This window comes from Mammaliicoccus vitulinus (assembly GCF_029024305.1).
Taxonomy (GTDB): domain Bacteria; phylum Bacillota; class Bacilli; order Staphylococcales; family Staphylococcaceae; genus Mammaliicoccus; species Mammaliicoccus vitulinus.
Window position 1 is genome coordinate 290434 of the sequence record NZ_CP118974.1, and the last position, 22374, is coordinate 312807.

Consider the following 22374-nt stretch of genomic DNA (forward strand, 5'->3'; position numbering starts at 1 on the left):
TTTACTATTGTAAACCTTTATTTAAATTTGGTTTACAATGTAGTGACATATTACAGATTATGGTAGTAAAGCATCCATCATAGTGTTACTATGTATATAAATAGTTTTTAAATATATATAAAGGGAGAACATGAAGAATGAAAAAAATAATATCAGTCATCTTATCATGTTGTTTAATCGCGATAATTTCAGGGTGTGGAAATGATGAAAAAACAGCAGCAAGCTCGACGAATGAAGGTAAACATAAAGAAAAACAAACTAGCGATAAATCAAATGCAAAATTACCAAGTATCGTTTTCGAGTCAGATAGTAAAAATGAAACACTATCAAAATCACAAATACATAAAAGTATTCAAAGATACTTAGATACAAATGAAAATATTTATAAAGTAACTTCAAATATAGAAGGAAAAATTTGGGAACACAAACCTTTAACTAAGAAAGAAGCGAATCAATTAGAAGAAGGACGCAAGTTGGAAGAAAAAAATGATCGAAACTTTGCAAACTATATAGAAAAAAATAAACTTCCGAATGGATATCAAAAAGAAACGAATAGATTGAGTGAATATTTCACAGCTTACAATCAAACAATTTCTCAATTAGGTGACCATGTTCAAAAATTAGAAAATGAAACAGAAAGTGGTCTTATATCAACGAAAGAAATAAAAGGTATAGTAGCTGATGGCAGTAAAGTCAATGGGAAACAGCAAGCGAAAATAGAACGATTTCTTAAAAAAATCAATGTTAAAACGAATGCTTTTGAAGTGTAACAGTTTTTATCGAAAGTAGGCATGATTTATGAATATATTGATTAAAAAAAGCATTTGCTTTTGCGGCAAATGCTTTTTTGACTTTAGTATTTAGATTTTAAGTTTTCTTTTTCATTATCAGATAGAAATGCGTGCTCGATTGCTTTAATATTAATGTCTTTAATTTCATCTATTGTCATTAAGTTATGATTGTACAATAGTTCGTATTCAGTATTTAAATTAGTACTTGAAACGGTTCTATTGTCTGTATTGATATTAAACGGGATGTCTTGTTCTATAAGTTTTCTTATGTTGAGTTCATCTAATGTTTGTATGGCTTTTGTTTGCAAGTTACTCGTTGGGCAAATTTCTAGTAATACATTACGATTTTTTATGTATTCTAGAGCAGTATTGTCACTAATAGCAGCTACACCGTGACCGATTCTTCGTGCTCCGAGTTCAATACCTTCTATTATATTATGTATACAACCACATTCACCTGCATGCAATGTTAAGTGACTATTTGAATGATTAGAGTATTGAATGGCTTCTTGTATCGCACTGGTAGGAAATGCTTCTTCAGGTCCAGCAAAATCAAAACCAACAACATGACGAGTTTCATTTTTAAGTGCATTTACTTCTGTAAAAAGGTCAATATTTGTTTTATTTTCATGATGTCTCATACCACATACAAGCATATTCACTTTGATTTGATATAATGATTCTGCTTTATTAGCACCATTATTAACGGCTTCTAATATTTCTTTTAAATTTAATCCTTTATCCATATGGAAAAGTGGGGCGAATCTGATTTCTATATATTTGATGTTGTCATGATGTGCTTGCTGAGCAACATCTATAACGGCTTTTTCTAAGCTATCTTTAGTTTGTAATACTTTTAATATCGTATCGAAAGATTTCAAGTATTCATCTAGACTCTCACACGCTTGATCGACTTGAATATCTTCTATATTAATATTCACTTGTTGTTCACGTGCTAATTGTTGGATCAGTTCTATGCTTACAGATCCATCTAAATGGCAGTGTAGTTCAGTTTTGGATATATTATTTACAGTAGTCATTGATAATAATCCTTTCTCTCTTTATTTTTAGTAATGTTTAAATATAAACATAGTTATTTATTATATAGAAATTTAGGAAAAACTGGTAGTATTTAGCACAATTGTGTAGATTTTGTGATTAAGAAAATAAATTTATTATTTATTTTAAGCAAGACTATTGGAATGTAGATATTAAAAATGCTATATTTGTAAAATATTTAAATAAATGTTTATTGAAAATTCAATGTATACATATTAAGAAGGGTCGAACATGAATAATAACTTAAAAAGAGAATTAACATCAAGACAAATGCAGATGATTGCTATTGGAGGTACGATTGGCGTAGGTTTATTTATGGGGGCCACTAGTACCATTAAATGGACTGGACCTTCAGTTCTATTGGCATATGCAATTGCTGGAGTGTTTGTGTTTCTTATAATGAGAGCATTAGGAGAAATGGTCTATATTTATCCAGATACAGGATCGTTTGCTAAATTTGCTAATGATTATATTCATCCGTCATTTTCATTTGTAACTGCTGGGAGTAGTATTTTCAACTGGATTATTGTAGGCATGAGTGAAGTCATTGCAGTTGGATCTTATTTCAAATTTTGGTGGCCAGATTTACCTTCATGGATACCAGGATTAGCAGTTGTTGTTATATTATTAGCGGCAAATTTAGTATCAGTTAAAATGTTTGGAGAATTTGAATTTTGGTTTGCGGCAGTAAAAGTTGTAACGATTATTTTAATGATTATTGCAGGTTTAGGACTAATATTATTTGGTATAGGAAACAACTTTAATCCAATTGGTATCAGTCATTTATGGGATCATGGAGGCTTCTTCACAGGAGGGTTCAGCGGATTCTTCTTTGCATTATCAATCGTATTTGGCTCATACATTGGTATTGAGTTAATCGGAATTACAGCAGGTGAAACGAAAGATCCACAGAAAAATATCGTAAAAGCAATTAATAGCGTTGTTTGGAGAATACTTATATTTTACATTGGTTCTATTTTCATCATCGTAACCGTTTATCCTTGGGATGAAGTGAATCAAATTGGTTCACCATTTGTTGCGACATTTGCCAAAGTAGGTATTACTTCAGCAGCAACTATTATAAACTTTGTCGTGATTACAGCAGCCATGTCAGGTTGTAACTCAGGTATATTTAGTACGAGTCGTATGCTTTATACATTATCAAAACAAAAACAAATATCTCAAATATTCTATAAAACGAATAAAAACGGTGTTCCTCATATTGCAGTTATTGCAGTATCAATTGGTATTTTCTTAGGTATTATTCTAGACATCACATTACCTTTAATATTGGGAAAAGACACAAATATATTTGTATATGTATTTAGTGCAGGTGTGCTACCAGGTATGGTACCTTGGTTTGCGATTTTAATCAGTCATATTAACTTTAGAAAAAGAGAACAAATCAAAGACCATCCATTTAAAATGCCATTCGCACCGGTAAGTAACATTATAACGATTATAATGCTTATTGCCGTTGTCATCGGTATGCTATTCAATTCTGAAACTAGAGTTTCAGTAATTATTGGAATGATATTCATACTTATTATCAGTTTATATGCGTTTATCAAAAAACCTTAATACAACTTTAATATAAAAATCACCCAATCCGTTGGTATTATTTTCGGATTGGGTGATTTTTATTAGGTTATATATTGGCTCCTTTAAAGCTTCTATATTATAGAACAATCTTATCACCAACCTTCATAAGTAAACTATTTAATGATGACTATATACAAGTGGAAGAACATCAAATGATAGGGAAGTCTTCGGTTTGTCTTGCGTAAGTCTTCGGGACGTATGGACATCAAGATGTATAGCGCTTTTAAAAGTAATTCGCGAATGAATTTGAGTAATATAATATTTGAATAATGTTCTTTCAGCATGTATAGTTAAAAGAAGAAATTCAATTTGAAAGGAGTGAGGTCGTAATGGAATGGCTCATAGGATTATTAGGAGAAGACATTGTAATCAATTATGTAGCATTTAGTTTTCATTATTTTGTTCCATTATTATTGACGCTCTTGTATGTTTACTTGCAAATGCAAGCAAGCATCAAGCTCCACAAAAATTGGGTTATAAGGTCTTCAACTGAAGTAGAGGATCAATACATGTTTGTATGGATTGTACCAATACTAAGGTGGAGAATACGTTGTTTATCCAAGACCGTCGACGAAGAAGACGCTTTGCCAATATATTAATTCATATTTAATATATTGGAGGAGAAATTTTGAAGAAATTATATACAATTTCAGCATTTTTAGCAATAACATTATTACTAGGTGGGTGTGCACCACAAGAAGGCGGCATGTTCCACTCAACGTTTGTAGAACCATTCGTTTACCTTATTGAATTTTTCGCTTCATTCTTTAACAACAGTTACGGCATTGGTATCATCATCGTTACCTTATGTGTAAGATTAATTGTCATGCCATTTATGTTGCGTTCTTTTAAAGGACAAAAGAAAATGCAATTTAAAATGAAACAGTTAAAGCCTGAAATTGATGAAATTAATAAGAAAATGAAAGCAGCTAAAGATGATCAAGAACGTACACAATATAGTCAAGAGATGATGGCTTTATATAAAGATAATAACGTGAACCCATTGAATATGGGCTGCTTACCAATGCTTATACAAATGCCAATACTTATGGCGTTGTACTTTGCTATATCACATAACGATGCATTCGCAAGTCATAGCTTTGCATGGTTTAACCTTGGTACGCCAGACATATTTATGGCACTTATAGCGGGCGCGTTATATTTATTACAAGCATATTTATCAACACGATATTTACCAGAAGAATCAAACGGACAAATGAAATATATCATGTATTTAAGCCCAATAATGATCTTAATTGTGAGCATGAATACACCAGCAGCTTTACCATTGTATTGGAGTGCTAGTGCCATCGTGCTGATCATTCAACAATATATATCGAATAAATATTTTAATTACCATGAAGAAGAAATGAAACCAGAAGCAAGTCATTAGAAATGACATACAAAAAAGACGCTCAGTCAGTGAGCGTCTTTTCTTTTTTTCTCTTTTTTCTTCGCTTACTTATATCATAAATCAAAATAATCACTACTACTACACAAAGCGGATAAATTCTGAATTCTGAAGGGATAAGTAAATTAATTACTATCAGTGTAACAAGATATACAAGTATGAATATTAAGTTTTCTTTTTTGAATATATTATGTTTTTCATATGAATAAATATCTGTTGTTAATAATAGAACGGTGCTTCCAATGGATATGCCTATTATAGCGGTCCAATCAATTGTATTGAAAATAAATAATTGCGTAACCACTGCAATAAATATCATAGCTAGTCCGAACGTACCGCCATAAATCCATTTTTCTTTCATGATTTCCACATCCTTACTTAAGAAGTATTCTGAAATGAACACCTTTTTTTGTTGGTAATATTTTGAATGTACCATTGTGGAATGATATGCAATCCATAATGATTGTACACCCAATACCATGTCCTTCTTTGTTGTCCTTCGTTGTAAAGTTTGAATGTAGCATGTTTTTCTCTGCTGTCTTGTTGATGCCTTTACCATCATCTTTGTAATCTACAATTAACCCATCTTCTTGATTTTGAATGGTGATTTGAATTTTAGGGTTTTGTTTATTGTGATCAATACTGTTATCTATTAAATTCATCATCATGCGTTCGAAGTACAATTTATTTCCATAAAATTCTTTTGATGAAAGATGATTATTTATTTCAAATTTATTGTATTGAATAGATTTAATAAGTTGATTTAAAGTTTCTGAAACGTTAAATGCTTCTTTATGAACATTCATTTGATCTGTTTCTTGTTTAAAGTTTTTGTTTAAGCTATCGATGAGCTCTGTCATATAAGATGCTTTGTCTGATATTAAGATGGCATATTTTTTAGTATCTATTGTTTCTGATGATAACAACCTTGCATAACCATATATTGAAGTTAATGGCGATTTTAAATCATGTGATATTTGGCTAAGCCACTTTTCTCGATAATAGTTGATCTGATTTTGATAAATTTTATCTTCTGTAAGTTGTAAATTCAGCTTTTCTACAGAAGCATTCAACTCCTTGAAAAGTTTCTTAGTTCTTTTATTATAATGTTTAGAACTAGGTTTAAATAACTTACCTTTAGAAAGGTTTTCTATCCAATCGTTGTAAAAGAATAACGGTTTAGAAATACGTCTTGAAATAATAAATGCGAACATAATAACTAAAATGATATTGAGTAGTAATAGTAATAAATATGAGATGGCTAAAAATTTAAAAGTATTATTTTCAATTTCAGTAAACTCAGTAGTATATACAACTTTTTGATGTGCTGGATTTTCTATGAACATCATTTGATTATTTTTCTCGATATGCTGGTATGCATTGTAATTATTAATATATAAGCTGTTGATAAGTTTTGTTATGTCTATATTTTCTTTGTTGTTCAAGTTATGTTTGTATTTTTGTGGATAAATAAGCGCTACACTTAAATGATCGTTTTTAAATGGGATTGTTGTTGTGTTATAAATATTATCAATCAGTTTATTTTTAATGTTTTTATGTTTCTTAGGGTACAGTGCGTTTCCTTGATTATCGATAATGTATAGTTGTACATTATTTTCTTTTAACTTTTGTTTTAAATCATTACTTAAATTGTAACCATTGTCTTCTTTCGATATTGACATTTCCATGTAAAAATCATCTGCTGTATTTAAATCGTTGTAAGCCAATTTGACAATATTCGTTAAAAATAAACCAATACCAGCACTAGCTAAAATTAAAGTGATGGTTAGAAAAATAAAAATATATTTTGTGAATTTCCAAGTGAATCGTTTGTTCATATCGTCAACCTCTATAAATGTAACCTTTTCCTCGTACTGTTTGGATAAGTTGAGGATTGTTAGCATCATTCTCTATTTTCTTGCGTAACGTTCTAATGTGAACCATTAAAGTATTATCATCTACACTTATTGAATATCCCCAAACATGCTCATAAATTTGGCTTTTCGTTACGACTTTGTTTGTATTTTTAATGAAATACATCAGTAGATCATATTCTCTCGATGTTAAATTTACTTTTTCATTATCAATGACGACATCAGTTGTATCTAAATTAACTTTTAAATTTTTATTGTTGTGTGTATGACTACTTTGAATATGTACACCAACTCTATAAGCAAGTTCGATTGGATCGAATGGCTTCTTCACATAATCTACAGCACCATTTTCAAACCCTTTATAAACATCTAAATCTGTATCTTTAGCAGTTACGACGATCAGTTTAGTATCTTTATTTTTAAAATATTTAACAAGTTCATAGCCATTTTCTGATTTTAAATTTAAATCAAGAAGGACTACGTCGAAATGATCGTTCTTAAGTAATTGTTCAGCTTCGAGTTTATCATTTGCTAAATATATTTTTCCTAACTGTTTATTTGATAGAGAGATTTTAATTAACGTTTGTATATCAAAATCATCTTCTACTATTAATATTTTTGCTGTCACTTATAACACCTCTATATAAATAATTGTATAACTCAATTCTAACCATATCTACTGCATTCTGTAAAATTAAGGTAGATTTAAGATTTACATAAGTCGGAATTTATTTAAAATTGGTAAAATAGTATGTGAGGTGGCAAAAATGAAGAGAATAGAAGTTGTGGATGCACTAAGAGGTTTTAGTTTATTTGGGATATTTATGGCCAATTTATTAATATTTCAATTTGGATTAACAGGTCATTTATACATAGAACATTATCATTTAGATGCAATTAACAAAGGTATTTATCACTTTATAAAAATTTTGTTTGAAGGAAGCTTTATGCCTATATTTGCGATTTTGTTTGGTTTTTCATTAGACAAATTGTATCAATCTATGAAAACAAAACAAGTTAAACATCCAAGAGTTAAATTATTAAGACGCGCACTGTTTTTAATGTTAATTGGTAGTTTCCATGCTTATTTCATATGGGAAGGCGATATATTATTTGGTTATGCTATATCTATGTTAGTAGTTATACCATTTATATCTTTAAAAAGTAGATTTTTTAAATGGGTTACAATCATAGGTTTCGTATTTATTTTGGCGATATCAATCATTTCATTATTTGATAGTTCAGAGCCCTTTTTAAATGAAGGTGATAAAGCGACATATGTACATGACATCAAATCAATGTTTAGTGAAGGTAGTTACTGGGATATTCGTAACGTGGATGAACAAATAGAAGACCCTATGCTATTAGAAATGAAAAATGAACTAGGAGATGCAATGGGCTGGTTCTTTATATTCATCATTTTCATGGAAATACCTTATTTTACATTAGGTATTTGTTTATCAAGATATAAATGGTTTGAGAAAAGTATAAGAGAAACACGATTTTCTAAATTATTTATTTATCTTATACCGGTTTCTTTAGTAGGTAAGTCATCTTATTTATGGATATCTAATGAGAATATCTCTGAAAGTTTGGCAACTACCTTTGGCATCGTGTTGGCAATTGGATTTATATGTTTGTTTAAATATTTATACCAGACATATCAAGACAATATCATATTTAGAGGATTTGAGAACTTAGGAAAAATGTCTTTATCCATGTATATGATGCAAAGTGTGATAGGGACACTAATTCTTTATAGCTATGGATTAGGTTTGTTTGGGAAAAACATACTCGTATTAACTTTTTTAAGTTTTGTTTTAATTTATATTTTACAAATGGTTTTAGCAAGTTGGTATCAAAAATATTTAAGATATGGACCATTAGAGTATCTTTTGAGAATGTTTACTTATTGGAAAATTAAAATACCAAAGGGGAGATGATATAGTAATGATAAATGTGGTTAAAAAGATAACGCGCATTTTGATATTTATATTATCAGGGTTATTAATGACAAGATATATTGTTCAGCAGCTTAATCAATTTACGGATATGCATTTAACGTGGTTTTGGTTGGAACAAGTACCATATAGTTTCATCATTATTATTACATTATTTTTCATATGCTTAGTTATTAATAGTATGTTCAATACAGAGGAATAGAAAAAAGCTGCTTCACAGTTGTGGGGCAGCTTTTTCTTATATATTCGGTTTAATGGATTTCACATTTTTAAAGCCGCTTTTTTTACTAGCGAGGTGTTCCATGATGTCATGCCAGTCTGTGCCGGCTTCTTCAAATGTTTGTTGTAGTAGTTCGTTTTGAGCTTTGTTTAAAGTGTGAACGAGTTCACTGCCTTCTTCAGTAGGATATAATTGTTTTACTCTTCTATCGTTATCTGAATCTACGTATCTGATTAATCCTTTTTCTTTTAATTTCTTGAGTGATGCGTGTGATGCTTGTTTTGAAATTTCTAGCGTGTCTAGTAAATCTTTCATTGTGATACCAGGCATTTGATCTATAAAGAATAAAAATCTATGATGCTGCCTGCTCATGCCGTGATTTTTTATAATATCATCAGCTGTATTTATAAATGTTTTGTATGCGAAGTAAAAAAGCATATGATCATAATTATTTTTATTATCCATTGTGTCGACTCCTTTTTTCCTATTATAAAGGATAGTTTCGAAAAATTCATTTTTAGGTCAATGTTATTGACTTAAATTATAAGTAATAATATAATAATAATTGTTAAAGATATTATTAAACGTTTGATATGAGATCAAATTGTTATTTTTTTAAGTTAATAGGTCAAGTATATTGACCTATTAAAATCCGTATAAATAGAAAAGGGGAATCGGCTATGAAAAAACGTGTTGGGGAATATTTAATGGATGCATTAAGTACAGCGGGTGTTAAGAAAGTTTATGGTGTACCCGGAGATTTTAATTTAACATTTTTAGATGACATTGTTAGTAGAGACGATATGGAATGGGTAGGCAATACAAATGAATTAAACGCGAGTTATGCAGCTGATGGCTATGCAAGATTAAATGGTATAAGCGCAATGGTTACAACATTTGGTGTTGGCGAATTAAGCGCAGTAAATGGCATAGCAGGATCTTATGCTGAACGTGTACCAGTTGTAGCAATTACTGGGGCACCAACGACTGCTGTAGAAGAAGCGGGTAAATATGTTCATCATTCTTTAGGTGAAGGTAAATTTGATAACTACAGAAAAATGTTCAAAGAAATTACAACTGCTCAAGGTTATATCACGGTAGACAATGCTCAAACAGAGATTCCAAGACTCATCAATGCAGCAATATCAGAAAAAAGACCTGTTCATCTGCATTTACCAATAGATGTTGCACAGTCTGAAATAGATGTTAAAGAAGCGTATAAAATACCTGAACCGATTCATCAAGATGTATCTAAATATATCGAAATGATTGAACAAAAATTACAAACAGCTAAACAACCAGTTATCATCACAGGTCATGAAATCAATAGTTTTAAACTACATGATGAATTAGAACAATTTGTTGAACAAACTCAAATACCTGTAGCCCAATTATCTTTAGGGAAAGGTGCTTTTAATGAAGAAAGCCCATTTTATATGGGGATTTATGACGGCAGCATTGCAGAAGAAAAGATAAGAGATTATGTAGATAACAGTGATGCCATTTTAAATATTGGTGCCAAATTAACAGACTCAGCAACTGCAGGATATTCATATGGCTTTGATATTGATGATGTAGTCATGATCAACCATCATGATTTTAAATTAAATGATACTGTAACATCTGAATTTACATTGCCTAATCTTGTAGATGGATTATTGAACATACAATATAAAAATGAAACACATTTCCCAGAAAATATACGTGCTGAAAAAGGTGATTACACAATCGATAATGAGCCATTAACTCAAGAAACGTATTTTAAAATGATGCAAGATTTTATAGGAATTGATGATATTATTTTAGCAGAACAAGGAACATCATTCTTTGGTGCGTATGATTTGAATTTATATAAAGATAATACGTTTATTGGTCAACCATTATGGGGTTCAATAGGGTATACATTACCAGCAACAATAGGCACTCAAATGTCTGATTTATATAGAAGAAACATCTTATTAATAGGAGATGGGTCATTACAACTAACAGCTCAAGATATTTCCACAATGATTAGAGAAGACCTTAAACCAGTTATCTTTGTAATCAATAACGATGGTTATACAGTAGAACGTAAAATCCATGGAGAAAATCAACCATATAATGATATTCACATGTGGGATTATAAACTGTTACCAGCAGTATTCGGTGGTAAAGATAAAGTGGCCGTTCACGATGTAGAAACATCTGAAGATTTAAAAAATGTATTTTTACAAATTGATAAAGAACCAAACCAAATGCATTTTATCGAAGTAAAAATGGGCGCATTAGACGCACCAGAAAAACTCGACGCAATTGGTAAAGCATTCTCAAAACAAAACAGCTAAATGATAAACCCCCGAAATGACCTGATTGATCATTTCGGGGGTTGTTTTATATATATAATCGAAGACACGCCCGCTGAATAAAGACAAAAATCCTAGAAGTCTAATCATGAAATAGATTTACCTATTTATATATACCTAAGATTGATATTTTAGTTTAACTTTTCCTTCGCATTCTCTATAATAATTGTAAAGAAATTCGGAGGTACATCTATGAACAGTCAAAAATATTTATTAGCTATTAAAAATAGAATTATTCAGGAAAAACTTGATGAAGAAACGAGAAACTACATTAAAGGTCTGGAAGGCGAGGTTTTTGTTAAACGTATTCTAGATGAATATCCTGATCTTAATTATTTATATGATTTTCACATAAGTCATAAAAATCGTGTTCAAATTGATTTCTTAATTGTAACAGATGACGCTATACTACACTTTGAAATTAAACATTATTCTGGAGATTATACTATAAAAGATAGTCAGCTTATTAGTGAATTTGGAAATATGTTTTTCACACCTTTTCAGCAATTACGCCGAGCCAATCATGAATTAAACTCCTTAATATCCGTCTTTAATATTGATAAACCATTACATTCTTATCTTATTTTTACAAACCCCAAATTCACTTTAAAAGGTTCAATACCAAATCATTTCAATATTTTATTACCAACTGAATTACATAAATTTAAATACATGTTTAAAAATAAGAACATTATAGAAAATGCAAAGATCTTACAATTATTTCAACGGGAGCATAGAGATTTTTCACATGTTTATAAAAATGTTAAGAGAGTTCCGATGTCATGTTTAAGACCAGGTTTAAAATGCCCGAAATGTTGGAGTGTCAGTACAATTGAAATAGAAAATCGTAAAAAATATTTTCACTGTAAATACTGTAATTTTGAAGATAAAAGAAATAAATTATACTTGTACAATTTAATAGAATTATATCTATGTAAGGGTGAACCATTTACTTTAGTAGAAGCACAGGAGTGGTGTGGTGTTGAGAATAAACATACATTAAGAAGAATATGTGATAAGCATTTTAATAGTAATGGTAAGAAACCCAAAAAATATTTCCCTATATTGCAAGACTGATGAAACAAGCAACATAGAAAGCCTGTAAGTTGCAAGACTGACCAAACAAGCAACATTCAGACCGCAGACCCCTGACCCAGCTCCCGCCAAACACTCAACCTCATCCAATTATAAAAAGCTGGGCACATTATGTGTCCCAGCTTCCTCTTAAGTCATTATTGATTTATGGTCATGTTTATTTATGGATGAAAGATTACTTTGTCATAATGTTTCTTTTTGTTTACTAAGTTATAAAATGTTTCTGGGCCTTTTTCTAACTCGAGTCTATCTGAAATAATAGGGTCCACATTGATTTCTCCTGTAGACATATAGTGTAATGTGGCTGTCCATTCTTCTCCAGGGAAGGGCGCTGATAGGCCGTTCCAAGATCCTATAACGTTTAGCTCATTTCTTAATATTTTTTCAAAGTGTTGTCTTTTGATTTCGATATCTGAATAGGGAATGCCTAATAATAAGACTTCTCCGCCTTTAGTTGGCAAAGTGAGTACTTGTCCTATAGTAAAAGGTGACCCTGCTGATTCTACAGCGACATCAATTTTCTCCGGTATAGCTGATATTGCTTGATCTAACGCTTCTTCTATTGAGTTAATTGTATAATCTGCGCCTAGTTGCGTTGCAATTTCTAGTTTGTGACTATCAATATCTATTGCAATAATTTTTGCAGCACCGAATATTTTGGCCCATTGTATTGCTAATAGACCTATACTTCCGCATCCCATAACGGCTACTGTTGCACCTGGTTTCATATGTGTGCGATAGAATCCGTGTGCAACAACTGCAGATGGTTCAACCATGGCTGCTGTGTCTAAATCAACATTGTCTGGGAGTTTTAATACGTTGCTTGCGGGTAGTTTAACAAACTCTGCAAAACAACCTGGTTCATAGGATCCGATAACATATAAGTTTTCGCATCTAGAGTATTCGCCTTTTTCGCAATAATGACATTGGTGACAGACGACGGCAGGGCAGCCTGTTACAGTGTCGCCGACATTTAAGCTTGTGACTTCACTGCCTATTTGCTCAACTATACCGGAAAATTCATGTCCAAATGTCATACCTTCTTTATATGGTCCGAGTTTCTTATATCGAGATGTATCTGATCCACATATACCAGTTGCTTTAACTTTAATAATGACATCATCAGGTGATTTAAGTTCGGGTTTATCCGTATCTTCAAATCTTAAATCTTCAATGTCGTACAAATTTAGGGCTTTCAAATCATTTATCCTCCCCTCTGTTTTTACATGTTATGACGTTTGTTCTGAAGTGACTTTCTTTTTCTTGAAAAGTTTTGCTCCAAAATAACTAATGAAAACAGCACTGTTACAAATTAATAAGTTATCCATATAAATACCTGTAATACTTCTCATCGGTCCAAGCATAAAATCTAACATGTGTTCAACCATAATCAACATTCTCCTTTTTATCTTTAAAAGATGATTTATTTATTCGATAGGGCGAAGTAAGACTTTAATACCTTCGCCGCCTTTAATGTGATTGTAACCTTCATCCCACTCGGTAATATCAAGTTCAGCTGTAACGAGTGCTTCTGCGTCTACTTGTCCTGAGCTCATTAATTGTAATGATGGTTCCCAATCAGCAGGTTTCTGACTTCTGCTTCCGACTACTCTAATTTCTTTTTGAACGATTTTTTCTAAATCAAATGGAATTTCAGCGTCTTTAAAAATACCAACTTGAACGTAATTTCCCTTTTTACGCAATAAATCGAGTCCTTGTTTAGCAGCAGGTACAGCGCCTGAACATTCTAATACGACATCTGCACCATAACCATTTGTAATATGATTTACGTATTCTTTTAAATCTGTATGTTGAATATTCACTACATGATCTAAATTAAGTTCTTCAGCTTTATCTAAACGTGCTTTATCATTATCTAATCCAGTAATAACGACTTTGCCACCTTTACTTTTAACGACTTGCGCTACAAGTAAGCCGATAGGGCCGGGACCCATTACAACAACAATATCATCTTGTTGTATTTCAATTTTAGATACTGCATGGTGTGCACACGCTAACGGTTCAGTCATAGAAGCTGCTTTATAAGATACGTTATCTGGTAATTTATGAACACTTGCAGCTCTTGCAACAAGGTATTGCGTGAAACCGCCATTTTGTTGTGTACCTAAACCTTTACGATGGTTACATAAGTTATAATCACCCGTTTGGCAATATTCACATTCACCGCAAATATAATAAGTTGTTTCAGAAGTCACACGGTCACCAACTTCAAAATCTTGAACGTTCTCTCCAACTGTTACGATTTCACCGGAGAATTCATGACCGAGTGTTACTGGAAAGTTTACGTTGTAATGACCTTCATACGTGTGAACATCTGTGCCACAAATACCAGCGTAATGAACTTTTATTTTGACTTCGTTTTTTCCTGGTTCTGGAATATCTCTATCTAATATTTCTAAGTTGCCAAATCCTGGTGCTGTTTTGACTAATGCTTTCATGTAATGTCATCCCCTTAATGTTAGTTGAACAAATCAAAGAACTTGAAGATAATATAGTTTAAGATGTTACCACCTTGGTCAAGACTTGAGATTTGTGATGATCCTGATGGCATTTTAACGCTTGTACCGTCAGCCATACTTGTGAAAATAGGTGCTACATCAGTTGCGATGTATAGTGAAATAGCGATCATAACTGTACCTACGATAACAGAATGAATGATGTTACCACGCGCTGCACCAACGATGAATGCTACAATAAATGGAATTGTTGCTAAGTCACCGAAAGGCAATACTTGGTTACCAGGTAAAATAACAGCTAATAACACTGTGATTGGAACTAAAATCAAAGCAGTTGAGATAACTGCTGGATGTCCTAAAGCTACAGCAGCATCTAAGCCGATATAAATTTCACGGTCACCAAAACGCTTGTTTAACCAAGTACGTGCGGATTCAGATACAGGCATTAAACCTTCCATAAGAATCTTAACCATACGAGGCATTAATACCATTACAGCTGCCATAGACATACCTAAGTTAATAACATCTCCAACATTGTACCCAGCTAATAAACCGATAGCTAAACCGAGGACAAGGCCTACGAAGATGGATTCACCGAAAGCACCGAATCTTTTTTGAATTGTTTCTGGATCTGCATTTAATTTGTTAATGCCAGGAATTTTTTGAAGTCCTTTAACTAAGAAAATACCTGGGACATAAGAAATTGTACTACCAGTTGCGATTGATACACCTGGTAAATCATAGAACTCACTCATCATTGGAGCAGTCCAGTCAGCTACTTTTAAGCAGACGATTTGGAATAATACAGCAGCAACAAGTGACTGCCAAATACTACCAGAAATTGCATAAACCATAGCACCACAGAATGTATAGTGCCAGAAGTTCCAAATATCAACGTTCATCGTTCTCGTCGTCTTAGTTAATAACATAATGACATTGATAACGATACCTAATGGAATAATGAATGCTGCTATTACTGAGGCCCATGCAATAGAAGACGTTGCAGGCCAACCTACATCAATAACATTTAAGCTAACGCCTAAGTTTTTAACCATTGCTTGTGCAGCTGGTCCTAAGTTGTTAACAAGTAAATCAATTACTAAGAAAATACCTACGAAGGCAACACCAATTGTTAAACCAGATCTAAATGCTGCTCCGACTTTTTGTCTGAAGAATATCCCTAATAAGAATATGACAATCGGTAAAATAACCGTTGCACCTAAATCAAGAAATGCTTGAATAAAATTTACGAAACCATTCATTCCCTACACCATCCTCTTTTTTAGAAGAATGAGGATGAAATATTATTGTTATTTCAACCTCATGCTAGTTTTTAAATTTAATTATTTTAACTTTGTAATACGTCTAATATTTCTTTTTTCGTATCTTCAATACCGATACCAGTTAAGAAGTTACGTGCGTTAATTACTGGGAAATCATATTTTTTTTGAGTCATTGCTGTTGTAACTAATAAGTCAGCCGTATCAACGTAAGGACCAACTTCAGTGATTTTAATTTGTTTTAAATCTACTTTAATATTGTGTTCTTTAGCCATTTCTTCAATTGCGTTATTTACCACTGTTGACGTTGCGATTCCTGCTCCACATGCTACTAATACTTGTTTCATAATTATTTCCTCCTAATTTGAGTCGATGTTTTCACCGGACTCTTCCATTTATATTTTTTATGCTTCACTTAATTCTTTGTCTATTGCATCTACAATTGTTTGTTTATCTTGTGCGTTGGCGATTAATGAAAGTAATTGATCATTTTGGAAAATACCCATTAATTTTTGTAATAGTGAAAGTTGTGCATCTTCTTTATCCATTGCTAACATGAAAATTAATTTAACATCAGTTGTTTCTTCTAACTCTCCCATGATGACAAATGGAACTGTTTCCTTTAAAACTGCAATACCAATTGATTTTGATTGGACATGTTGTATATCGGTATGCGGGATTGCTACTGAGCAATATACAGTTGGTAAACCAGTTGCAAATGAACTTTCTCTTTCTATGACAGCATCTTTGTAAGTCTCTTTAACGTAACCATTTTGATACATGACATCGGCTAACTTACTCAATGCTTCCACATTTGTCGCAGCCTCTACATCAAGAATGACGTTCGAGACATCGATTTTTAAATCTTGCATGTTATGCAACCCCTTTGATTTAATCTATTTTTGAAAAGTGTTGAATCATTTCGAAAACATCCTTTTTTGAATCTGTATTAACCATTTGTTTAATAACTGCTTGATCTTGAGACATATCTCTCAATTGGAGTAGAGGTCGCAAATGCTTAAATTTATCAGTTGCAGCTATGACGACGAAAATATGCACCTTTAATCCTGTACTTAACTCAAGCGGTTGTTCTAATATCAACATGCTCATAGATGTTCTATGAACAACTTGTTCTCCGTCAGCATGAGGAATGGCAATGTTTTGGTTAATTACCATATAAGTATCATCGAAAGCTTCATGCATTTTTTCTATATATTGAGCATCAATATACTTCATTTTGACGAGTGGGTCGGCTGTTAAGCGGATGGCTTCATGTATATCGGCGACACTATGAACAAAGTTAATGTGATTGATCGGCAACAAATCTTGTAAGTTTAAAGTACTATTGATGGATAATGTCGATGCTTTCACGGATGAATAAGCATGTGTATCTTCAAATTGTTCTTTAACCTTTTTAGAAAGTTCCGTTTCATCATGAATTGTTGCGTGTTCTCTTATAATTGACATCATTTTTTCAACTTGTATTTCAGTTTCTACCGTGTTGTTTAATTGACCAAATACGTGCTGACGTAATTCGTGTTTTTCTTGAGCCGTTAATATCGTTTTAGTAATGTATAATCTTTTATTCGTCATGATATGCATTGGTGAAAAGACAATGTCAAAATCTAACTCGTACTGATTGAAATCACGTAACGATAATGCATCTAGAAAAATGAATTCTGGAAATACACTGCGTAGTTCTTGTAACATCAGCTGTGAAATGGAAGTACCTTGCGTACAAACGACAACTGCTTTAACTTTTTGCTCGATTTCTTCATCTTGCCTTCTTAAACTGCCTCCAATTAATATGGTTAAATAAGCAATTTCATTCTCTGGCAATGATTGACCGAAAAATTTCTCTAAAGGTTTAGATGATAGCTTTACGAGATGAAAGAGTTCTTTATAATCTTCTTTCAATGAATTTTCTAAGCCATCTATATCCGATAATTGATATCTAATACGATAGAACGCAGGTTCCATATGAAGCATCAATTGATTAATTAAAGCATCTCTATCTGTAAATGTAATAAAAGTAATTTTTTCAAATTGATCAATCATCTCATCAAGTGCTTTTTTAAGCTCTGGAATGTGTTGAACATCACTGACTTCTGACCATTGAACACTTGTTGATAATAATTGTAATGTTATAAATAACTTTTCTTGTCTTGGAATATCAGGATAATCTGAGGTCAGTATCTCGGTTGCTTGATATTCTTTAGTATCTGATAAATCATCATATCCAATAGAAAATGATGAAACTATTTTGTCATGCTTTATTCTTCGTAAAATTAAGTAAAGTTTGTATGGTAATGTTCGAGTACTTTGATCAATGAACTTCCTGTCTAAATATTGTTCGATTTTTGTAATGTGACGATCGATTAAATCAATTTTATCTTCATCAATTTTCAATCCTGTTACAATATCTGACTGAGAAAAATGCATTGTGAATACTTTATCGATAAGCCTCATGAGAAGCCTACGTATTTCAAACTCATTACCTACTAAGTAGTAACCATTAGTACGATTGTATTGAAGATGAACTTCATATGGTACGATAAGTTCTTTCAACTTCTTAATATCATTCAGTACGGTATTTTTACTTACTTCTAAATCTATTGAGAAGTGATTTAATGAAAGACCTTCTTCTTCACTAAACAACATCAATAAAATGAGGTGCGCGCGTTGATAGGCAGTGTATACCTGCTCATTTTTTTGAGAGGTGGATTCATTTGGTACATTTAAGAAATCTTTAATTGCGTCATCAACGATAAAATAACCTTGGCTAGTTCGTTCGATTTCCGGATAATCTTGTTCTTTAAACCAGTCATTTAACTTTTGAATCCTGTATCCAAGTTGTCTGCGTGAAATGTTAAACATCGATTCTAAGTCTTTACCTTTAATTTTGGGGTTTTGAATCATTTCTGAAATGATATTAAAGTTTTCTTTTTGTATTTTGAATCCCTCCTTTGTTGTTACACATAACTTAACATAGGTAATCAAAGAGTTGTACAATCTTTAGTCACAAATGTAATTAAGTTTTGTGTACATCATTGTGATGAATGCTGGATAATAGTGTTTTAATCTGCAATATTACGATTTTGAAAGTGCATGCTTGCCTGGGGGTATGGCTTGAGCCTGTAGTCTCTCGCACATACTATTCCCCCGGGCGTCAGCCCTTTACAAAATCGTGGGGAATATCTAAGTGAAATTAGGGTGTACGTAAGAAGACTGTAGAGATATTATGCTCAATTCACACTACTGTTTTTTAGTAAATAGCATGATATGTTTTAAAATCTTACGATTTTGAAAGTGCATGCTTGCCTAGGGGTATGGCTCGAGCCTGTAGTCTCTCACGCATACTATTCCCCTGGGCGTCAGCACTTTACAAAATCGTGGGGAATGATTAAGGTGAAATATAGATTACGTTGTTCAATGATTGTTACGGTCAAAACGCACGAAGACTCAAAAGATAAAATAAAAAGAGCGTAAATTCTTATTTTTAAGAATTTACGCTCTTTTATATTAATGTCCCAGGATCAGTCTTAACATGATTAGGGGAATTATGATTCTTTTGATTGATTGTATAATTTCTCTTTCATATCAGCATTTATTTTTTTAGCTTTTTTAAAGTAAATACCTTCAAAGTAACTTGTCGTACCCAATTTATAGAACACTAAGGCAACTATTGAAATCACGACAAAGTCATAAGGATAGTGAATCCAATTAAGTCCATTAAATTCTTTACTTCCTATAAACGATAGGAATGAAAGTATAATGAGATATGCGATAATCCAAATACTACCGCCGATTTGTTTTTTAGTGTTTTTCCAATTTGTTTTATATTCATAGAAGAAATAAATTGGTAAGCCTAAAATGATAATGAATATTACTTGAGCAGTTGTTGGCCACATAGCCCAATAAATTGCGAGTGACGCTACAACAAATGAGAATGGCGCCATAAAACCTAACATTTTTGCACGGAATGGCCTATGCATATTTGGTGCCATTTTACGTAATGAGACAACGGTTGTTGGACCAGTTAAATAAGCTACAAGTGTAGAGGTAGAAATGACACTTGCTAAAACTGCCCAATCACGGAATAGCGATACCATAATCATACTTACAATGGTATTAAATATAATTGCTACACGTGGAATATGATATTTAGAATTCATTGTTCCTAAAAACTTAGGGATATGTCCGTTCTTTTCCATTGCACGTAATACACGACCTGTAATTGCTACGAATGATACGCCTGTACCAAATGGAGAAACAACGGCTTCTAAATACAATAGAATTGCTAACCAATTTAAACCTAATATGATTGCTAAGTTTGCAAATGGTGAATCAAAATTAATACCGCTCCAACCACCACTTTCAGAAAGCATATCTGCTGGCATAGAAGTGATAAAAGTGCTTTGTAAAATAATATATAAAGCTGCACTTAAGGATAATGAAATGAGAACCCCTCGATATATATTTTTTTCAGGGTTTTGTATTTCAGACCCCATGTTAATAATCGTTTGGAAAGCATTAAATGAAAAGATTATTCCAGATGCTGTAGTAGCAGCAAAAATCGGTGCACTACCATATGGCATGAATTCACCCATTGATGAACCATAGTTTCGAGTATCAAATCCAGAAATCATTAACATAATGATTGTTACTAATGGCACACCTAGTTTGAAGAAAGAAATCAAACTTGTAAATGAAGTTAAAAGTTTAACTGACCAGTAATTTAATAATGAGAATATGATGATAATAATAAATACTGCAAATAATCCCATGTTACTAATCGAGCCATCATGCATTAGTTGACTAGTTGGTTTAGCCCAATCCCATGGCCAAGAACTAATATATTGAACAGCTGAGACTGCTTCTATAGGTATAATTGTTACTAACGATACCCAATTGGCCCATGCTGCAATGAAACCTAGAAGGGAACCATGTGTATATTGGGCATAATTACTCATACCGCCTGATTGTGGAAACATTGTACCAATCTCTATATAATTATAGGCGATAGATCCTATAACGATAAACCCAATAATCCAAGAGATAATGGCTGCAGGACCTGCAATAGCTGATGCTTCCCATGCTCCGAATAACCATCCAGAACCTATTAATGAACCTAGACCTAATAGTACAAGTTGTGTTAGGTTAATTTTTTTATTTTGGTTTTGACTACTCATAAAATCTCCTATTCAAATTTTTTATAATTAATATAAATTTCGTTGTTAAAATTTATGTACGGATAATTATTATACGCTTGTGAATATATTAGTCAAATGTAGGTAGTGTCTTGAAGCGTTTTTAAGACATGATTATATGAATTTGATTTTGTAGATATATTTACGAGATTAGCCTTCTCGTAGTCTAAATTGGAAGCATGTTCAATTGAACGATATTTAATACTTGATTGTGACGTTGCGTAACGAAATACAATAATTATATATTGATGTAATGTTTAATGAAGATAGGAGAGATAAAAATGCATATGACAACTGGAGAAGTAGCGAAATTATGTAATGTTACAGTTAGAACTGTTCAATATTATGATAAGAAAGGGATTGTAAGTCCTAGCAATACATCTGAAAATAACCGTAGACTTTATACAGAAGTGGACGTTAACGAATTAAGACTTGTGCTGACTTTGAAGGATATGAACTTCTCGTTAAAAGAAATTAAAGAACTCATAAATTCTAATCAATCCATAAACACACTGAATGTTTTATTAAGCGAGAAACTCATTGAACTTGAAGATGAAATTCAACAACAAGCTGAACAAGTAGAACAAATTAAATTTGTAAGAGAGAATATTAGTAAAGAAAGTGAATATCCCGTATCAAATGTACTTAACTTAAATAATAAAATAAAAAAACATCAAACAATGAAGACGTTCAGAAGAAAATTTATGGGGATATCACTAGTAGTAGGGGCATTTCAATATAGTAGTATCATCATGTCCATTATGAAGAAGAAGTGGAAACCAATTATTTTAATATATCCATTTATATTCATATATGCTGTGCTTGCATCTAAAAAATACTATTCTGTCGTGCGTTATTTATGTCCGAATTGTCAAAATGAATTCAAACCACTATTTGTAGAATGGTTCAAATCGAATCATACTTACCAAACAAGAAAATTGGCATGCCCACATTGTGGCGCTGAAAGTTACTGTATCGAAACACACGAATAAGTAAGAAGCGTGAAAGAGGCTATAATCACTTCGACTAAACTTTGCTTCTAAAAGAGAAAA

General features: G+C 32.1%; 22 protein-coding genes. 9 read left to right on the plus strand and 13 right to left on the minus strand.

Features of this window, described 5'->3' with window-relative positions; translation table 11 throughout:
* The first annotated feature begins 137 nt into the window (after nucleotides 1–137).
* Entirely contained in the window at nucleotides 138–770 is a 633-nt protein-coding gene (locus PYW35_RS01355) for an NDxxF motif lipoprotein (RefSeq protein ID WP_103323161.1), read from the plus strand.
* Between the two features lie 83 nt (nucleotides 771–853).
* On the opposite strand, the gene add is transcribed toward PYW35_RS01355, so the two are convergent.
* Nucleotides 854–1831 (minus strand): adenosine deaminase, encoded by a 978-nt coding sequence (gene add, locus PYW35_RS01360; protein WP_103323160.1) that lies wholly within the window; start codon nucleotides 1829–1831, stop codon nucleotides 854–856.
* A 250-nt stretch (nucleotides 1832–2081) separates the two neighbouring features.
* On the opposite strand from add, the gene PYW35_RS01365 reads away from it, so the two are divergent.
* The 3 genes from PYW35_RS01365 to yidC all read left to right on the plus strand — a co-directional run bounded on the left by PYW35_RS01365 (nucleotide 2082) and on the right by yidC (nucleotide 4845).
* A complete protein-coding gene (locus PYW35_RS01365) occupies nucleotides 2082–3431 on the plus strand; it encodes an amino acid permease (RefSeq protein WP_103323159.1) in 1350 nt (449 codons plus the stop codon).
* Nucleotides 3432–3781: 350 nt separating this feature from the next.
* Nucleotides 3782–4051: a hypothetical protein gene (locus tag PYW35_RS01370; RefSeq protein WP_103323158.1), complete on the plus strand. Its 270-nt coding sequence runs from the start codon at nucleotides 3782–3784 to the stop codon at nucleotides 4049–4051.
* 29 nt (nucleotides 4052–4080) lie between these two features.
* Nucleotides 4081–4845 carry a membrane protein insertase YidC gene (yidC, locus tag PYW35_RS01375; RefSeq protein WP_103323157.1) on the plus strand — a complete coding sequence of 255 codons (765 nt, stop codon included), beginning with the start codon at nucleotides 4081–4083 and terminating at the stop codon, nucleotides 4843–4845.
* A gap of 22 nt (nucleotides 4846–4867) precedes the next feature.
* Here the strand turns inward: yidC and PYW35_RS01380 are convergent, their stop codons facing one another.
* The 3 genes from PYW35_RS01380 to PYW35_RS01390 are packed head-to-tail and all read right to left on the minus strand — an operon-like array spanning nucleotide 4868 to nucleotide 7365.
* On the minus strand, nucleotides 4868–5224 hold the full coding sequence (locus PYW35_RS01380; RefSeq protein ID WP_103323156.1) for a hypothetical protein: 357 nt from the start codon (nucleotides 5222–5224) through the stop codon (nucleotides 4868–4870).
* Nucleotides 5225–5237: 13 nt separating this feature from the next.
* On the minus strand, nucleotides 5238–6701 hold the full coding sequence (locus PYW35_RS01385; protein ID WP_169925698.1) for a HAMP domain-containing sensor histidine kinase: 1464 nt from the start codon (nucleotides 6699–6701) through the stop codon (nucleotides 5238–5240).
* Between the two features lie 4 nt (nucleotides 6702–6705).
* Nucleotides 6706–7365, minus strand: a complete 660-nt coding sequence (locus PYW35_RS01390) for a response regulator transcription factor (RefSeq protein WP_016912060.1) — start codon at nucleotides 7363–7365, stop codon at nucleotides 6706–6708.
* Nucleotides 7366–7504: 139 nt separating this feature from the next.
* On the opposite strand from PYW35_RS01390, the gene PYW35_RS01395 reads away from it, so the two are divergent.
* Together PYW35_RS01395 and PYW35_RS01400 are read left to right on the plus strand one after the other, a co-directional pair.
* Nucleotides 7505–8680 carry a DUF418 domain-containing protein gene (locus PYW35_RS01395; RefSeq protein ID WP_103323154.1) on the plus strand — a complete coding sequence of 392 codons (1176 nt, stop codon included), beginning with the start codon at nucleotides 7505–7507 and terminating at the stop codon, nucleotides 8678–8680.
* Between the two features lie 7 nt (nucleotides 8681–8687).
* Complete coding sequence (locus tag PYW35_RS01400; protein ID WP_103323153.1) at nucleotides 8688–8900, plus strand: hypothetical protein; 213 nt, start codon at nucleotides 8688–8690, stop codon at nucleotides 8898–8900.
* Between the two features lie 36 nt (nucleotides 8901–8936).
* Here the strand turns inward: PYW35_RS01400 and PYW35_RS01405 are convergent, their stop codons facing one another.
* Nucleotides 8937–9383, minus strand: coding sequence for a MarR family winged helix-turn-helix transcriptional regulator (locus tag PYW35_RS01405; protein ID WP_016912057.1), 447 nt, complete (start codon nucleotides 9381–9383; stop codon nucleotides 8937–8939).
* 215 nt (nucleotides 9384–9598) lie between these two features.
* Here PYW35_RS01405 and PYW35_RS01410 point away from each other — a divergent pair, with 215 nt between their 5' ends.
* Together PYW35_RS01410 and PYW35_RS01415 are read left to right on the plus strand one after the other, a co-directional pair.
* Nucleotides 9599–11242 (plus strand): alpha-keto acid decarboxylase family protein, encoded by a 1644-nt coding sequence (locus PYW35_RS01410; protein WP_103323152.1) that lies wholly within the window; start codon nucleotides 9599–9601, stop codon nucleotides 11240–11242.
* Nucleotides 11243–11452: 210 nt separating this feature from the next.
* Complete coding sequence (locus tag PYW35_RS01415) at nucleotides 11453–12337, plus strand: nuclease-related domain-containing protein (protein WP_103323151.1); 885 nt, start codon at nucleotides 11453–11455, stop codon at nucleotides 12335–12337.
* Between the two features lie 179 nt (nucleotides 12338–12516).
* On the opposite strand, the gene PYW35_RS01420 is transcribed toward PYW35_RS01415, so the two are convergent.
* The 8 genes from PYW35_RS01420 to PYW35_RS01455 form a co-directional block, all read right to left on the minus strand.
* Nucleotides 12517–13554 (minus strand): galactitol-1-phosphate 5-dehydrogenase, encoded by a 1038-nt coding sequence (locus PYW35_RS01420; RefSeq protein ID WP_103323150.1) that lies wholly within the window; start codon nucleotides 13552–13554, stop codon nucleotides 12517–12519.
* A 30-nt stretch (nucleotides 13555–13584) separates the two neighbouring features.
* Nucleotides 13585–13743, minus strand: coding sequence for a hypothetical protein (locus PYW35_RS01425; protein WP_016912054.1), 159 nt, complete (start codon nucleotides 13741–13743; stop codon nucleotides 13585–13587).
* A 39-nt stretch (nucleotides 13744–13782) separates the two neighbouring features.
* Complete coding sequence (locus PYW35_RS01430; RefSeq protein ID WP_103323149.1) at nucleotides 13783–14814, minus strand: zinc-binding dehydrogenase; 1032 nt, start codon at nucleotides 14812–14814, stop codon at nucleotides 13783–13785.
* A 20-nt stretch (nucleotides 14815–14834) separates the two neighbouring features.
* A complete protein-coding gene (locus PYW35_RS01435) occupies nucleotides 14835–16094 on the minus strand; it encodes a PTS galactitol transporter subunit IIC (protein ID WP_016912052.1) in 1260 nt (419 codons plus the stop codon).
* Between the two features lie 86 nt (nucleotides 16095–16180).
* Nucleotides 16181–16459 carry a PTS sugar transporter subunit IIB gene (locus PYW35_RS01440; RefSeq protein ID WP_016912051.1) on the minus strand — a complete coding sequence of 93 codons (279 nt, stop codon included), beginning with the start codon at nucleotides 16457–16459 and terminating at the stop codon, nucleotides 16181–16183.
* A gap of 57 nt (nucleotides 16460–16516) precedes the next feature.
* Nucleotides 16517–16984, minus strand: coding sequence for a PTS sugar transporter subunit IIA (locus PYW35_RS01445; protein ID WP_016912050.1), 468 nt, complete (start codon nucleotides 16982–16984; stop codon nucleotides 16517–16519).
* A gap of 19 nt (nucleotides 16985–17003) precedes the next feature.
* Entirely contained in the window at nucleotides 17004–19031 is a 2028-nt protein-coding gene (locus tag PYW35_RS01450) for a BglG family transcription antiterminator (RefSeq protein WP_103323162.1), read from the minus strand.
* Nucleotides 19032–19672: 641 nt separating this feature from the next.
* A complete protein-coding gene (locus PYW35_RS01455; RefSeq protein WP_103323148.1) occupies nucleotides 19673–21304 on the minus strand; it encodes an APC family permease in 1632 nt (543 codons plus the stop codon).
* Between the two features lie 299 nt (nucleotides 21305–21603).
* Between PYW35_RS01455 and PYW35_RS01460 the strand changes: the two genes are divergently transcribed.
* Nucleotides 21604–22314: a MerR family transcriptional regulator gene (locus PYW35_RS01460; RefSeq protein ID WP_103323147.1), complete on the plus strand. Its 711-nt coding sequence runs from the start codon at nucleotides 21604–21606 to the stop codon at nucleotides 22312–22314.
* The last annotated feature ends 60 nt before the right edge of the window (nucleotides 22315–22374 follow it).